General features: G+C 43.8%; 16 protein-coding genes. 4 read left to right on the forward strand and 12 right to left on the reverse strand.

All coding sequences use genetic code 11. The features are described from left to right. Positions 1-9: 9 nt before the first annotated feature. On the forward strand, positions 10-1,812 hold the full coding sequence (locus CWC03_RS14110) for a sensor histidine kinase (RefSeq protein ID WP_138582429.1): 1,803 nt from the start codon (positions 10-12) through the stop codon (positions 1,810-1,812). 144 nt (positions 1,813-1,956) lie between these two features. On the opposite strand, the gene CWC03_RS14115 is transcribed toward CWC03_RS14110, so the two are convergent. The 7 genes from CWC03_RS14115 to CWC03_RS14145 all read right to left on the reverse strand — a co-directional run bounded on the left by CWC03_RS14115 (position 1,957) and on the right by CWC03_RS14145 (position 8,109). Continuing rightward, on the reverse strand, positions 1,957-3,789 hold the full coding sequence (locus CWC03_RS14115) for a DUF885 domain-containing protein (RefSeq protein WP_138582430.1): 1,833 nt from the start codon (positions 3,787-3,789) through the stop codon (positions 1,957-1,959). 79 nt (positions 3,790-3,868) lie between these two features. Beyond that, positions 3,869-5,005: a radical SAM family heme chaperone HemW gene (hemW, locus tag CWC03_RS14120; protein ID WP_138582431.1), complete on the reverse strand. Its 1,137-nt coding sequence runs from the start codon at positions 5,003-5,005 to the stop codon at positions 3,869-3,871. After that, positions 5,002-5,595: an XTP/dITP diphosphatase gene (locus CWC03_RS14125; RefSeq protein ID WP_138522110.1), complete on the reverse strand. Its 594-nt coding sequence runs from the start codon at positions 5,593-5,595 to the stop codon at positions 5,002-5,004. Before CWC03_RS14125 ends, hemW begins: the two co-directional genes overlap by 4 nt. A gap of 7 nt (positions 5,596-5,602) precedes the next feature. Then, the gene (locus CWC03_RS14130; protein ID WP_138582432.1) at positions 5,603-6,037 is read right to left on the reverse strand and encodes a DUF4426 domain-containing protein; all 435 of its coding nucleotides are present in this window, start codon (positions 6,035-6,037) and stop codon (positions 5,603-5,605) included. 10 nt (positions 6,038-6,047) lie between these two features. Further along, positions 6,048-6,581 carry a YggT family protein gene (locus CWC03_RS14135; protein ID WP_138582433.1) on the reverse strand — a complete coding sequence of 178 codons (534 nt, stop codon included), beginning with the start codon at positions 6,579-6,581 and terminating at the stop codon, positions 6,048-6,050. Positions 6,582-6,590: 9 nt separating this feature from the next. Further along, the gene (gene proC, locus CWC03_RS14140; RefSeq protein ID WP_138582434.1) at positions 6,591-7,412 is read right to left on the reverse strand and encodes a pyrroline-5-carboxylate reductase; all 822 of its coding nucleotides are present in this window, start codon (positions 7,410-7,412) and stop codon (positions 6,591-6,593) included. Between the two features lie 13 nt (positions 7,413-7,425). Next, positions 7,426-8,109: a YggS family pyridoxal phosphate-dependent enzyme gene (locus tag CWC03_RS14145; RefSeq protein WP_138582435.1), complete on the reverse strand. Its 684-nt coding sequence runs from the start codon at positions 8,107-8,109 to the stop codon at positions 7,426-7,428. A gap of 30 nt (positions 8,110-8,139) precedes the next feature. On the opposite strand from CWC03_RS14145, the gene CWC03_RS14150 reads away from it, so the two are divergent. The 3 genes from CWC03_RS14150 to CWC03_RS14160 are packed head-to-tail and all read left to right on the forward strand — an operon-like array spanning position 8,140 to position 11,187. Then, positions 8,140-9,186, forward strand: a complete 1,047-nt coding sequence (locus tag CWC03_RS14150) for a type IV pilus twitching motility protein PilT (RefSeq protein ID WP_128728627.1) — start codon at positions 8,140-8,142, stop codon at positions 9,184-9,186. 14 nt (positions 9,187-9,200) lie between these two features. After that, the gene (locus tag CWC03_RS14155) at positions 9,201-10,322 is read left to right on the forward strand and encodes a PilT/PilU family type 4a pilus ATPase (RefSeq protein WP_138582454.1); all 1,122 of its coding nucleotides are present in this window, start codon (positions 9,201-9,203) and stop codon (positions 10,320-10,322) included. Further along, complete coding sequence (locus CWC03_RS14160; protein ID WP_138582436.1) at positions 10,300-11,187, forward strand: hypothetical protein; 888 nt, start codon at positions 10,300-10,302, stop codon at positions 11,185-11,187. Before CWC03_RS14155 ends, CWC03_RS14160 begins: the two co-directional genes overlap by 23 nt. A 313-nt stretch (positions 11,188-11,500) precedes the next feature. Here CWC03_RS14160 and ruvX read toward each other — a convergent pair whose 3' ends face one another. The 5 genes from ruvX to CWC03_RS14185 all read right to left on the reverse strand — a co-directional run bounded on the left by ruvX (position 11,501) and on the right by CWC03_RS14185 (position 14,881). Then, complete coding sequence (gene ruvX, locus CWC03_RS14165; RefSeq protein ID WP_017217006.1) at positions 11,501-11,950, reverse strand: Holliday junction resolvase RuvX; 450 nt, start codon at positions 11,948-11,950, stop codon at positions 11,501-11,503. Between the two features lie 42 nt (positions 11,951-11,992). Further along, the gene (locus CWC03_RS14170; protein ID WP_128728613.1) at positions 11,993-12,550 is read right to left on the reverse strand and encodes a YqgE/AlgH family protein; all 558 of its coding nucleotides are present in this window, start codon (positions 12,548-12,550) and stop codon (positions 11,993-11,995) included. Between the two features lie 19 nt (positions 12,551-12,569). After that, on the reverse strand, positions 12,570-13,529 hold the full coding sequence (gene gshB, locus CWC03_RS14175; protein WP_138582437.1) for a glutathione synthase: 960 nt from the start codon (positions 13,527-13,529) through the stop codon (positions 12,570-12,572). Positions 13,530-13,586: 57 nt separating this feature from the next. Continuing rightward, the gene (gene rsmE / locus CWC03_RS14180; RefSeq protein WP_138582438.1) at positions 13,587-14,321 is read right to left on the reverse strand and encodes a 16S rRNA (uracil(1498)-N(3))-methyltransferase; all 735 of its coding nucleotides are present in this window, start codon (positions 14,319-14,321) and stop codon (positions 13,587-13,589) included. Positions 14,322-14,383: 62 nt separating this feature from the next. After that, positions 14,384-14,881, reverse strand: coding sequence for a hypothetical protein (locus CWC03_RS14185; protein WP_138582439.1), 498 nt, complete (start codon positions 14,879-14,881; stop codon positions 14,384-14,386). Positions 14,882-14,887 lie beyond the last annotated feature (6 nt).

A 14,887-nucleotide genomic window follows, 5' to 3' on the forward strand; every position in this document is an offset into this window, starting at 1 on the left:
GAATGTGCCGTGCAGCTAAAGCAGTCAGTTCTATTTTTCAAAATCGCCGCATTGACTTCTGCGATTGTGATCATTTTTGTCAGCTGGTTTTTGTATTACGAAGTGAGTCGTAGTGCCCGCCTTACCGCACAACTTACTCAGCTGCAAACCGCTCTACAACGAACTATGGATCAAGAAGAGCATATTCTTATTAGGGCGCAAAAAGATGATGTTTCTGCCATCCCACAATTAAAGTACAGCTATCAAGATAGCTTTAGTAACTTACTTAACTCTATGGCCAATGAAGCGGCCTTGTTGCCTTTGCTATTACAACTCGATGAACTGTCAAAAGCCTACTTTGGTAAATTGGATGAACTTATTCGTTTGCATGAGCAGCTCGGCTATGACGAAAATGCAGGTATTTATGGGGAGTTTAGACGTAGCGCCCATGCCTTGCAGGATCGAATTTCAGGTAAGGCTATACCTCAGTTGGAAATTGCCATATTGGAATTAAGGCGTCGAGAAAAAGACTTTTTATTAAGAGCTGACTTAAGTTATCTGCAGCAGCATGAGCAACTCGTTATGTATGCTGAGCAACTAATCAAAGATAGTGCGCTTAGTGAAGAGATAAGCAACTTGCTTAAACGCTATGAAGCGGGTTTTGCAAGCTATGTTACTATTTTGAGAAAGCTAGGTTTGCACGATGGTGAAGGCGTACGTGCGGAGCTATTCACCGAGAAGCAAAAATTAAGAAGCCAGTTTGAACTGGTATCAATCCGTACCCAAGCCGTAACACAAGAACGTAAAGAAAGTATCATTTTATATGGTCTTATTTTAATTGTACTGATGAATATTGCTGTGCTTATCTTACTAAACTATCAAAATAGTAAAGTCACACGGCATATACTGGCTATTAATAAAGTACTCGTAAAAGTCGCTAAGCTTGAAGACTTCAGCTTAAGGGTGAATATTGACGGTAATGATGAGATTGCACAAATTGCTCATCAACTCGATGACCTATTAGCATTTATTGAAACTTTGCTTGCGCGCCTAAGCGCAGCACAGCAACGCTTAATCGAAGAAGCCAAAATGGCGAGCTTAGGAAATATGGTAAGTGGCTTTGCTCATGAGTTAAATACGCCGCTTGGTGTTGCTATTACCAGCCAATCACATTTAAAAGAGCAAGTCGCGACACTAAAATCGCAACTTGAACTTGGTAAGTTACAGCGTCAAACCTTGACGACACTAATTACTGAGGCAGAAGCAGCGTTATATTTATTAGAAAATAATCTGCATCGTACAGCTTCGCTGGTTGATGACTTTAAGCTAGTGGCCGTGAATCGAGAGTTTGAAGAAAAAAGCTCTTTCAACCTTAAGCATTTGGTTAAAAATGTCTTTGATTGCTACCAATCAGAGTTAAACCATGATGAGTATGCCATTGAGCTCGAAATCCCAGACAATTTAGTGTTGAACAGTTACCCATCCGTGTTTAGTCAAGTTGTTGGTTACAGTATTAATAATTGTATCAAGCATGCCAAGATTGACGGGCAAAAGCTCAATATTGTGGTATCTACCGTGTTAATTAATGACTATATCCATTTTTATTTTAAAGATGACGGCGCGGGAATAGATAAAGAGCTATTACCTGCCATTTTTGAACCTTTTGTTACTTCAAAGCGTTTTTCGGGTGGTACAGGACTGGGCTTGAGCATTGTGTATAACTTAGTAACGCAGAAGCTGAAGGGTGAAATCAAAATGCAAAGCCCAGCGCATGGCGGTGCCTGCTTGCATATTATTTTAACCGGAACAGAATTTAATTTTACAGAAGAGTAACCTGAGGGCGGAATAACAACTCGCTCTCTAGCGGCCATTATTTCTGAGACCAATTTGCTTCTCTAGATACAGCTTATGCAAGTGAAATAAAAAACCAGCATGATTGAGCATGCTGGTTTTCATTAAGTATATTGATAGTAGGAGTTAGCCTTTTTTGCTCGCTACCCACTCATTAACAAATGATTCAAGCACGTTTAGTGGAACCGGGCCATTTTTCAGTACGACGTCGTGGAACTCACGAATATCAAACTTATCACCCAGCTCTTTTTTAGCGGCTTCGCGAAGTTCTAGGATCTTCAACATCCCCACTTTGTATGCTGTCGCCTGTGAAGGCATAACAATATGGCGCTCTACCATCTTCACAGCGTCTGACTTAGCGTTGGGTGTGTTGTTTACGTAGTAATCAATACCTTCTTGACGTGTCCACTTCATTGTGTGGATCCCCGTATCTACCACTAAGCGGCACGCACGCCATAATTCCATCGCTAAGCGACCAAAATCTGAATAGGGGTCTTCGTATAAACCCATTTCTTTTGGTACAAGCTCAGAATATAAGCCCCAACCTTCGATGTATGCAGTGTAGCCACCAAACTTACGGAATTTAGGCATATCTTCTAGCTCTTGAGCAATCGCGATCTGCATGTGGTGACCAGGAATACCTTCATGATAAGCCAAGGCTTCCATTTGGTAAGTCGGCATGGCTTCCATATCGTAAAGGTTTGCATAGTAAACACCTGGACGTGAGCCGTCAGGTGCGGGTTGCTGGTAGAAAGCTTTACCGGCTGATTTTTCGCGGAATGCCTCTACGCGTTTTACTATCATGTCTGCTTTTGGCTTAACGATAAACAACTCATCCAAGCGTGACTTCATATTATCGATCATCGCTTTCGCTTCGGCCAAATATTGTGCCTTACCCGCTTCTGTATTTGGAAGGTAGAACTGCTTGTCGGTTCTCATAAACTCCATAAAGGCTTTTAAATCGCCTTTGAAGCCCACTTTTTCTTTGATTGCTCGCATTTCGTCATGAATACGTGCCACTTCAGATAAACCGATTTCGTGAATTTCTTCGGCGCTTAGTGCTGTGGTTGTCGTGCGGGCTAGAGCGTTATTATAAAATTTCTCGCCATTAGGGAATTTCCATGCACCGTCACGCTTGTCTGCTTTTTTCTCAAGTTTATGTAGGTAACCAATCAGCTTGTTATAAGCAGGTTTCACTGCTGTTGTTAGCGCGTCTGTTGCTTCTTTTACCAGCGCCGATTTCTCGTCTTCACTGATTTCAAGAGTTGCTACTTTGCGTTTGAAATCCGCCAGTAATGTTGAGTCGTCACCTGCTGCAAATGGCGCACCTTTGATGATATTTTCACTTGACTCAATGACGTGAGGGAAAACGAATTTCGGTGCAATAATACCTTTATCTGCACGCGCTTTTAAGTCAACGATGAGCTGGTCAAATACAGCCGGTACGCCGTTTAAACGTGAGATATAGGCTTTGGCATCTTTCACATCGGTAATTTGATGCTGGTTGATTAAAAATGCAGGCACCATTGAGTGTGTACCATACATCTGATTTACCGGATAAGAATGGTAACGCCATTTAAAGTCTGCAATGGTGTTTTCAAGACCTTGCTTGAATAAGTCGTAGCTCACTTGCGTATTGGCATCTAGCTTACTGCGATCAATTTCATTAAGCGCAGCTAAGTCTTGTTTCGCCAGCTCAAGATCTTCAAGTTGGCGCGCTTCGCTGCCGTCATCCCACTTGTCGTAGTCTTGTTTGATACCCATATAAGTTTGGTAAACTGGGCTACGCATTACGCCACGGGTAAACGACGCTTCAAAAAGTGCGTTCGCCTTTTCAACTTCACTTTTTACGACTTGTTGTTCAGCTTTTTGAGCTGGTGCTGGAGCGTGTGTGGTTTGTTGACAGCCAGCAAAAAGCGCGACGCTTACCGCTGCTGCTAAAATGGTTAATTTACGCATTTTATACCCTTTTATTATATGTTGCCGAATGGCGGTTTTCATGCGGGTTGCAGTGAATATTACCCGCATAATTTCTATATTAAACAAATAACTCTAGCAGATCATTGAGGTATCGGTGGCCTTTATTTGTCACTAGCCATGAATCATTGGTTTCCTCAATCAAACCCTTATCTACGGCCTCAGCAATTTGCGTCGCAATAGCGCTAAGTTCAAGGCCAGTGTAGTCAATAAACTGTTGTTTTGATGCGGCAGTTTTTAAACGGAATACATTCATAAAAAACTCAAATGGCCTGTCATCGCTTGCAACATGCCACTGCTCATATAAATAGGGTTTACTCAGATCCATATAGCCGCGAGGATGCTTTACCTTTACGGTTCTTAGGATCTGTTGCTGCTCAGGCAAAGTGATTTTGCCATGCGCCCCACAGCCGATCCCGAGGTAATCGCCAAATTGCCAATAATTCAAGTTATGTCGGCATTGAAATCCCGCTTTGGCATAGCCTGAGATCTCATATTGCTGGTAGCCGTGCTCCGCAAGTAGTGCCTGACCTTGTTCTTGGATGTCCCACAGTGTTTCATCCTCAGGTAAAACCGGAGGCTTAGAGGCAAACTGCGTATTTGGTTCAATGGTTAATTGATACCAAGAAAGGTGTGGCGGTGCCATTGCAATGGCTTTTTCTAAATCACTTAAGGCATCGCTAACAGATTGATTGGGAAGACCATGCATCAAATCAAGATTAAAGCTGTTTAACCCTGCTTGATGGGCTTCTTGTGCTGCGTTTAGCGCTTCTTGCTCGCCATGAATACGACCAAGTTGAGTGAGCTTTTCCTGTTGTAAGCTTTGCACACCTATCGAAATACGATTGATGCCAGCCTCGACATAATGTTTAAAACGATCTGTTTCAACTGTACCTGGATTTGCTTCTAAAGTGACTTCAATGTCATCCTCAAAACCAATTAGCGCCTCGATTTCAGTGAGCAAATAGTGGTACGCTTCACCTGAAAGCAGGCTAGGGGTGCCACCGCCAATAAAAATACTACTGAGTTTACGGCCCTGAACATAGTGAAGATCGGCTTTGATATCGTGGAGTAAATGTTGAATATATTCCGTTTCAGGAATATCGCCTTTTTTACCATGGCTGTTGAAATCACAGTAAGGACACTTTTGCACGCACCAAGGTACGTGCACATAAAGACTTAATGGAGGTAGTTTCACGCGAGGCCTTGAAAGTGACTGACGAGTTGTTTAAGTGCCTGTCCTCTATGGCTGATTGCGTTTTTTTCTTCCTTGGTTAGCTCTGCTGATGTACAGTCTAAACCTTGTACCTTAAAGATTGGATCGTATCCAAACCCTTCTCGGCCTTGTTGTGTTGTGGTGATTTCACCTTCCCAACTTGCCTGACAAATAATCGGCGTTGGGTCGTCAGCGTGGCGCATATAAACTAAAACACACCAAAAACGGGCGCTGCGCTCAATTTGTTCACCAAGCGCTGCGAGTAAGTGATCAATATTTTTTTGGTCATCGGCGTTTGCGCCTGCATAACGCGCGGAATATACTCCAGGAGCGCCGTTTAAGGCGTCTACCTCAAGCCCTGAGTCATCGGCAATGGCAGGTAAGCCAGAAATCTTAGCAGCATGACGCGCCTTGATAATAGCGTTTTCCACAAAGGTCGTGCCGGTTTCTGCAACCTCAGGCACGTCGAAATCACTTTGCGGTAATACCTCAATGTCATACTGGTTTAGCATCGCGCTAAGCTCTTTGACTTTACCTTGGTTGCCCGTGGCAAGTACCACTTTATTTGCCATATTTTCTCTACTCTACATAAAACTTTTGTGAGAACGTGAGTTTGCGGCTTTGCTTACCTTCACTGATCTCAATGTCGAAACGAAAAATATCTTCATTGTCGTAATCTAATTGGGCGAGGTAGTATATCGCCTCACCTTCTACGACTTCTTTAAACTCTAGCTGTACGGTTTTACCAAGTAAGTTTTTGGCGCTACCTGCAACGCGTGCCTTAACTGCGGGTTTTCCTGGCTTGTCGGCCAAAACCGAGATATTCACAATTGCTTTTTTGCCGCTACGAATTAAGCCATACGCTTTTGCAATTGTAGGCTGAACAAAGGTAGACGGGAAGGCGATATAATGCACTTCCCAAGGACCTAAGTCTTTAAATTGACCGCCTTGCTCATCTTGAGCGAACACGCTTGGTGCAAGCAGCATCATTAACGCAATAATAAATGGTTTCATTGGGGCGCTCCTATCTCAGTAAATCCATCATTAGAATTTGCAAAAATTGCATACCGATAATTAGGACTAAAATAGATAAGTCCAGTCCGCCTAACGGTGGGATTACTTTACGAATAGGTCTTAGCATCGGCTCAGTTAATTGCTCAAACACTGCGGCAACTGGATTGTAGCCTTGCGCTACCCAACTTAAGATGGCGCGAATAATAAGGATCCAGAACACCAGACTAAATGCTTCTTTTACTACTGTAATTGCCCCACCAACCAGCGCACCTAACGCGTCAAAGTAACCACCGAATAACGCCATCAGCGTCGTCATTTTGGCAAAGCCAATAATGAATGCCAGCACCAAAGAGGCAAGATCTAAACCGCCCACACCCGGAATGATTTTTCTCAGCGGGTTCACGGCAAAAGAGGTTGCTTTAACAACCGCTTGGCTTAGCGGGTTATAAAAGTCCGCTTTGACAAGCTGCAACCAGAATCGTAGTAATACGACCATTAAAAATAGATCAAATACGATCCCGACTAAAAATTGCATGGCATTCATTGGTCACCTTTAGATTTCTTTTTCCATTGCTTCAGCGCGCGCGATACATGCATCCATCGCGTCCGCTACGGTTTTTGGTAATTGCTGTGCTTTTAAATTCTCAACGGCTGCGTGGGTTGTGCCACCTTTAGAGGTAACGTTGGCGCGTAGCTGAGCAATGCTAATTTCAGGTTGTGATAATGCCATTTCAGCCGCGCCTAGCGCAGTTTGCTGCACAAGCTTTCTGGCTTCCTCAGGACTAAAACCTAAGGCTTTAGCCTTTTCTTCAATGGCTTCCATAAATAAGAAGAAATACGCTGGAGACGAACCCGTTACCGCGATCACGTCGTTGATTTTTGACTCTTCATCAAGCCATAGGGCAATACCTGTGGATGAAAATACTTGCTCAACATAGTCTTTCTCATCATCGCTGATGTCGACGCCATACAAGCCAGATACACCGCGTCCGAGCAGCGATGGCGTGTTAGGCATACAGCGCACCATTTTTACTGGTTGGCCGAGCATTTCTTTCAGTCGTGCAACGGTAATACCGGCGGCGACAGAGATAAACAGTTTATTGCTAATATCAATATCTGCATCTTGAAAGGTCTGACACAGCTCGGCCATCATCTGTGGTTTTACAGACAAGACGATGACGTCGGCAGCCGCGACTGCTTCTAGATTATCTTGTGTTGTTCTTACCGATAATTGCTCTGCGACTTTGGCAAGTTTTTCTGCATTGCGGTTGGTGGCAATAATGGACTGCGCGTCAAAGCCACTTTTGATCATGCCACCGATAATGGCATAGCTCATATTACCTGTTCCAATAAATGCAATTGTCTTATTTGACATTGTGTTATTCACCTCACTGTCGTTTGCCAAAAATATCAGTACCAATGCGAACCATAGTGGAACCTGCTGCAATCGCAGTGTCTAAATCACCACTCATTCCCATCGATAAGGTATCTAGCTGTTGATATTGGTCCTTTAGTCTATCAAAGCAAGCGCGCATTTGCTGGAAATATTGCAATTGCTTTTGTCTGTCATCGGTTTGCTCTGTGATGGTCATCAAGCCACGAAGCTCCAATTGACGACAGTCATTAATAAACTGCGCAAGCGTATCAACCTCATCGGGATGACAACCTGATTTGTTGTCATCACCGCTAATATTGACCTGCACCAGTACCTTGAGTGGCTTTAAGTTTGTTGGTCTTTGCTCATTTAGCCTGCGTGCGATTTTCTCTCTATCCACGCTTTGTACCCAATGGAAGTTTTCGGCGACTAATCTTGATTTATTGGACTGGATTGGACCAATAAAGTGCCATTCAAGCGCTTTGTTTTGTTTAAAATAGGTAACTTTATCAACCGCTTCTTGTACGTAAGATTCACCGAATTGGGTTTGGCCTGCCGCAATAGCAGCCTCAATATCGGCGATAGGTTTGGTTTTAGAAACCGCGAGTAATTGTACTGTTTCGCTGAATTGACAGTTTTGCTTGGCTTTTTCTATCCTGCCGTAGGCGTTATCTAAGCGTTCTGCTATTGTAACCATATAGTACTAGTGCTCATTGTGGAGTTATAAATGGATATTACTGAATTATTAGCTTTTAGTGTTCAACACAAAGCATCTGACCTACACCTTTCTTCAGGTGTTTCCCCTATGATCCGCGTTGACGGGGACGTACGCCGGGTGAATATCCCGCCGTTAGAAGCAAAAGACGTCAGCAGCCTCATCTACGATATTATGAATGATAATCAACGTCGTGACTATGAGCAAAACCTTGAGGTAGATTTCTCGTTCGAAGTGCCAAATCTGGCACGTTTTCGTGTTAACGCGTTTAATTCAAATCGTGGTCCTGCTGCGGTGTTCCGTACCATTCCAAATCAAGTGCTGAGCTTAGATGATTTGGGGGCGCCAGACATTTTTACCAAAATCTCAGATAACCCGCGTGGTTTGGTGTTGGTAACTGGTCCAACTGGATCTGGTAAATCAACCACGCTGGCTGCGATGGTGGATTATATTAATAACAACAAACATCACCATATTCTAACCATCGAAGATCCGATTGAATTTGTTCACGACAACAAGCAAAGTCTTATCAACCAACGTGAAGTACACAGAGACACGCATAGCTTTAACGCGGCGCTGAGAAGCGCACTTCGTGAAGACCCTGACGTTATTTTGGTCGGTGAATTACGTGATCTTGAGACCATTCGCTTAGCGCTAACTGCCGCGGAAACAGGTCACTTAGTATTTGGTACTTTGCATACTACCTCAGCACCTAAAACCATCGACCGTATTGTGGACGTGTTCCCAGGTGAAGAAAAAGACATGGTGCGTTCTATGTTGTCAGAGTCGCTACAAGCGGTTATTTCACAAACACTGGTGAAAAAAGTTGGCGGCGGGCGGATAGCTGCGCATGAAATCATGCTCGGGATCCCCGCTATTCGTAATCTTATTCGTGAAGACAAGATTGCACAGATGTATTCAGCCATTCAAACGGGGGGGATGCACGGTATGCAAACTATGGATCAATGCCTTACAAACCTATTAAACCGTGGCTTGATCACGCAGCAAGATGCGCGTGCGAAAGCGCATGATAAAAACCAGTTTAATAGCGGCTATTAAGTAGTGGTGTAATGATGAATATAGAACCGTTTTTGCAAACGATGGCCAATCAGCAGGCATCTGACTTATTCGTTTCGGCTGGGCTTGCTGTGAGCGCCAAAATTGATGGAGAGCTAAGGGCTTTAAGTGAAGAAAGATTGGATGCCGCGCAGTCACTAAATCTTGTTACCTCGATTATGAGCGACAAGCAAAAGCAAGAATTCTTTGACACTAAAGAGTGTAACTTTGCGATTGCTAACGATATCGGGCGTTTTCGTGTTTCAGCGTTTTGGCAACGGGATTGTGCGGGCATGGTTATTCGCCGTATTGTGACCGCTATTCCAGATGTCAATGAGCTAGGTTTACCGTCGGTACTGACTGATGTGATCATGTCCAAACGTGGTTTGGTGTTATTTGTGGGTGGTACGGGCACGGGTAAATCGACCTCGCTTGCAGCACTGCTCGGCTATCGTAATCGTAACCAACGTGGCCATATTTTGACCATTGAAGATCCCATCGAGTTTGTACATCAACACCAAAAAAGTATCATTACGCAGCGTGAAGTAGGCATTGATACTGACAGTTTCGAATCAGCCTTAAAAAGCTCATTACGCCAAGCGCCAGATGTTATTTTAATTGGTGAAATTCGCTCGCAAGAAACCATGGAGTATGCATTGAGTTTTGCTGAAACGGGGCATTTATGCGTTGCAACCTTGCACGCCAATAATGCCAATCAGGCCATCGACCGTATCATGCACTTAGTCCCTAAAGAAAAGCACGATAAACTAAAATACGATTTGGCGCTGAACTTGCGCGCTATTGTGGCGCAACAACTTGTGCCTTCTTCAAAGGGAGAAGGGCGAGAAGCTGCTATTGAAGTGTTACTTAACTCCCCACTCGTTGCCGAGCTAATTAAAAAAGGCGATATTGGCTCAATTAAAGAGGCAATGGCAAAATCGAAAGACATGGGCATGCAAACCTTTGATCAAGCGTTGTTTGAGCTTTATAAGCAGCAGCGGATCAACTATGCCGACGCACTACATCATGCTGACTCGCCAAACGATTTGCGCCTGATGATCAAGCTGCAAAATAATGAACAAAAAGGTGCGGGCTTCCTACAAGGGGTTACGGTAGATGGGTTGGATTCGAAGAACTAAACGTAGCCATCTATTCTTCGCTTTTGTGCTGAGTTTTGCAGGTGTACTTAATGCCAATGAAGCGCTTAATGTGTTTATTAGAGATGATGTCCTAGCCGATTATCAACGTTTTGTTGGTGAACGCGATGTCACAAAAATCACCGATTTTAGTGGCCAGTATTTACGCCGTGATGTTGTCGATATGGTAATAGCACAGCAAGCTTTGCAAAAAGGAGGCTTTGACAAAGCATTTATTTTTACGCCAGGTTTTGTCAGTTTTCGTGAATCCAATTTGCTCGAAAAAGGGGAACAACTACTTCACTTTGATAGTTATTGGAAGGCAGACCTTGAAAATAAAGGTTTGCTGCTTTTTATTAGTGAGGCTGTTATTCAAAAAGGTCAGTATTTTGCTGGTATTTATCACGGGATAGATAATCAAAAAGTAAAGCAGCTAAAAGAGGAACAAGGGCTCACCCAGTTAACTTCGGTATCCAACCCAAAGTGGCAGACCGACTGGCAAACCTTGGAGTCACTTCCGCTTAAACAGCTTCATGCTGAACCCGATTGGATGTCACAAGCGCGTATGGTGAGCAAAGGTTGGGTCGACTTTATGTTGATGCCGCTTATGCCGAAACTAGATAATCGTTTTGTATTGGAAGATGTTGAGCTCATTGCTAATGAGCATCTTGTAGTGCTGTTAAACGACAGTAGACATTTTGCGGTGTCTCGGCTTCACCCTGAGGGGGAACGAGCGTTTGCTGCATTACAAAAAGGCCTTGCAATGTTACGTGAGCAAGGCCGGATCACTAGCGCATATCAGCAAGCAGGGTTAATACCGGATTTGAATAAATACCAAGTCGTAAACCCCGTACAGGAGATCCGCTAATCATTTATTCGCCCACTTGAGGCTAGAGTTGCTTTGCTAGGTGTACAAAAATGGCGATTTCACCATAGTGTTTAGGGGAATAAGAATTGCCTTACTGTTGGTGATTGAAAGTGTTGAGAGTCCGTTAAATATGATGGACTTTTACTGTTAGCCGTACCTCTAATACCAGTTCTGAATTTTTGATATTACAGGTCACGGCGCTAGATTGATATTTTGGTGTGTTATCGTTACAGCAGCTACGCCGTGTAAAAATATCAATTTACTTGGTAGAAAATAAAGCCATAAAGCTCAACAGGCCCAAAAGTTAAGTTAGCTATTCCCACATTGCTTCAAAGTAGCTTTCGAGAATAATACAAGCAGACATGCCATCTACCTTACCTTTTGCAAGGTTCTTATAGCCACCTTGTTCAAATAAGCGTGCTCTGGCGTCTGCTGTCGTCAAGCGCTCATCTTGCGTTTCTACCGGCAACCGGAAGTGGTTATGCAGGCGGTTGGCAAACTTTTTTGCCCTGAATGTTAAATCTTGATTAGTACCATCCATATTCAGTGGTAAGCCAACCACCAATAAATCAGGTTGCCATTCGTTAATGAATACCGCAATGTCATCCCAATTTGGAATGCCATCGTTTGCCTTTACAGCACCTAGGCTTGATGCGGTTGCGGTGATTTCTTGGCCGATGGCCAAGCCGATACTTTTAGTGCCAAAGTCAAAACCGATGACGCTACGTTTACCTTTTGGAACTTTTTCTTTTTTGTTTTCCATAAGTACTTCGTTTATTAACCTAAGCTCAAAATGGCAGGCTAGTTAAGCATGGCCTGCTTGTGAGCTTAATTGTGCAACGTCGATACCAAGCATTTGCACTGCTTTTTCCCAACGTTTTTCGGGTGGTGTATTAAATATGATTTCGGGGTCTGCCTCGACAACCAACCAAGTGTTGTCTTTGAGTTCTTCCTCAAGTTGGCCGCTAACCCAGCCTGCATATCCCAAGGTAATGATAAACCCTTCAGGAGAGTGTGCCGATGTTAAAGAGGCTAAGACGTCTTTGGAAGTGGTGATCATAATTTCAGAGCTAAGTTCTTGGCTTGAGGCGTAACCAAACTTCGGCGTGTGTAATACAAAGCCTCTATCGGTGTGAACCGGCCCACCAGCGTAGATATTTACCTTAGCCGCATGACTAGACTTATCATTATCTATATCAATTTGATCAAGCAATTCACCCACGGTAATATCGATAGGGTGGTTTACCACCAACCCCATCGCGCCATCTTCGCTGTGCTCACAAAGATAGGTTACCGTATGATTGAAAAAAGGGTCGTCCATGCTGGGCATTGCCACTAAAAAGTGATTAGCGAGTGATTTCATAACCAGACCCCCTTAATGGTTAGTTTTTAGTATGGTCGAGTTTTCGCTCGATCGCATCATAAAACTTATCCATAATTGAAATGTCATATGCCGCTTCAATTTCTTTCACACAAGTTGGTGCGGTGACGTTTATCTCGGTGAGCTTATCGCCAATGATATCTAGGCCAACGAATATCAGACCTTTTGCCTTTAACGTTGGGGCAATGGCTTCGGCAATTTTCCGGTCTGATTCGCTAATAGGTCTTGCTTCACCACGGCCGCCTGCCGCGAGATTACCACGAGTTTCACCGCCTTGTGGAATGCGAGCTAAGCAGTATGGCATCACTTCACCGTCTACCACTAACACGCGCTTATCACCGTCTTTAATGGCTGGAATATAGTTTTGCGCCATCGCATAGCGAGAACCATGCTCGGTAAGTGTTTCGCAGATCACACCAATATTTGCGTCATCTTGTTTTACTCTAAAAATAGACGCGCCGCCCATCCCATCTAAAGGCTTGAGAATGATATCGCCATGTTTAGCTAAAAACTTGCGAATTTGTGATTGATTACGCGTAACCAAAGTATCTGGAATATGTTCGCTAAACCACGCAGTAAAGAGCTTTTCATTGGCGTCGCGCAGGCTTTGTGGTTTATTTACCACAAGCGATCCCGCAAGTTCAGCGCGCTCAAGAATATAAGTGGCGTAAATATATTCAGTGTCAAAAGGCGGATCTTTACGCATTAAAATAACATCAAGATCGCCTAAGTCGATTTCTTGTTTCTCAGCTAGCTCATACCAATGGGAAGTATCGTCAAATACCTGCGCTTTTGATGCGGTCGCTTTGGCAACGCCTTGGTACAAGAAAAGGTCATTCATTTCCATGTAATACAATTCATAGCCGCGCTGCTGTGCCGCCAGCATCATGGCAAACCCGGTGTCTTTTTTAATATTAAAGCCACTGATTGGATCGGAAATGATCCCTAATTTAATCGTCATAGACGCTCCCATTGCGCTTGCTGAGTTTACCCATGATATGGGGGTTGCTCGGTGTATTTAAAGTGCTAAATCGCCAAATTGCAGCTGTAGTGCGCTCAGTACCGTTAGCGCTGCGGTTTCTGTACGAAGTACACGTGGGCCTAAACGGACATCAACAAACCGCTGTTGAGCAGTGGCGTCGAGTTCTTCATCGGTAAAACCACCTTCAGGCCCCACTAAAAAGCGGATCCCAGACTGGTTATACGGCAGTGTTTTTATTGAATGTTCGGCGCGAGGATGTAGCGTAACTTTTAGCTCGTCGCTTTGCTGTGCAAGCCACTCAGACAACTCCATCGGCGGGTGAATTACGGTGATGGTATTGCGTCCAGATTGCTCGGCAGCGGCAATTGCAATCTTTTGCCATTGCTGGTGTTTTTTTGCTAGACGCTCACCACTTAATTTAACGCCACAGCGTGTGGTAAACAAAGGGGTAATTTCACTCACTCCCAGCTCTACCGACTTTTGAATAGTGAAGTCCATTTTATCACCGCGAGAAATCCCTTGACCAAGGTGTATGGCAAGCGGAGATTCTACATTTTTGTCTTCAAATGACTCAGGCACAGCAACGACTTTCTTTTTCCCAACTTCACTTAATTGACATAGGTATTCGCCGCCTTGTCCGTTGAACAGGCTGACTTTATCTTTGGTTGTCATTCTAAGTACTCGGCCTATGTGTCCTGCGGCGTCATCATCCAAAGTAACTGGCACACCAATGGCCAAAGGTGAATCTTGATAAATATGTGGAATACGCATAATTCGATTATTCAGTTGCTGTTTTGTGGCAATGGTAAGCGCTCGCGCACGGTTAGTCTATATCATCCTGCCACTTTAGCTTTCCCACAGAGTAACCCGGTGAGCTTGGCAAGCATCAAGTCAGGGTCGGGTAGTCCGACAGTATCCGGATGACAAGATAAGTGATTGATTAATGCTTGTGAGTGCAGTTTAGTGATCTGAAAACCTTGAGGGGTTTGTTCGATTAAAAATCGGTGTGGGTGAAGAGAATCAAAAATAAAGCGTTGCTCTTCGGTAGCTAAATGATAGTCCAGAGAATAGAGCAGCACGGCATGAATGTTATGGTGACGATGCAAGTAGCTGGCAAGTTCAGATACGCTGATTTCATTGTCAAAGTCACAATAACAGTAGTCTTTTATTTGCTCTTTAAACATCATCTTGAGCATTTGTTTAGTGTTATCACCTGCGATAATAATGTTACTGGCTTGGCTAGAGCGTACGTTTTGCAAATGCTCGACGAGTTCTTGGCTAAAATCCCAATTGCTATCTACCAGTAAAAATCCATCACTTAAAACATTCATGCAGTA

It is taken from the genome of Pseudoalteromonas sp. S2755, from assembly GCF_005886535.1.
Lineage (GTDB): Bacteria > Pseudomonadota > Gammaproteobacteria > Enterobacterales > Alteromonadaceae > Pseudoalteromonas.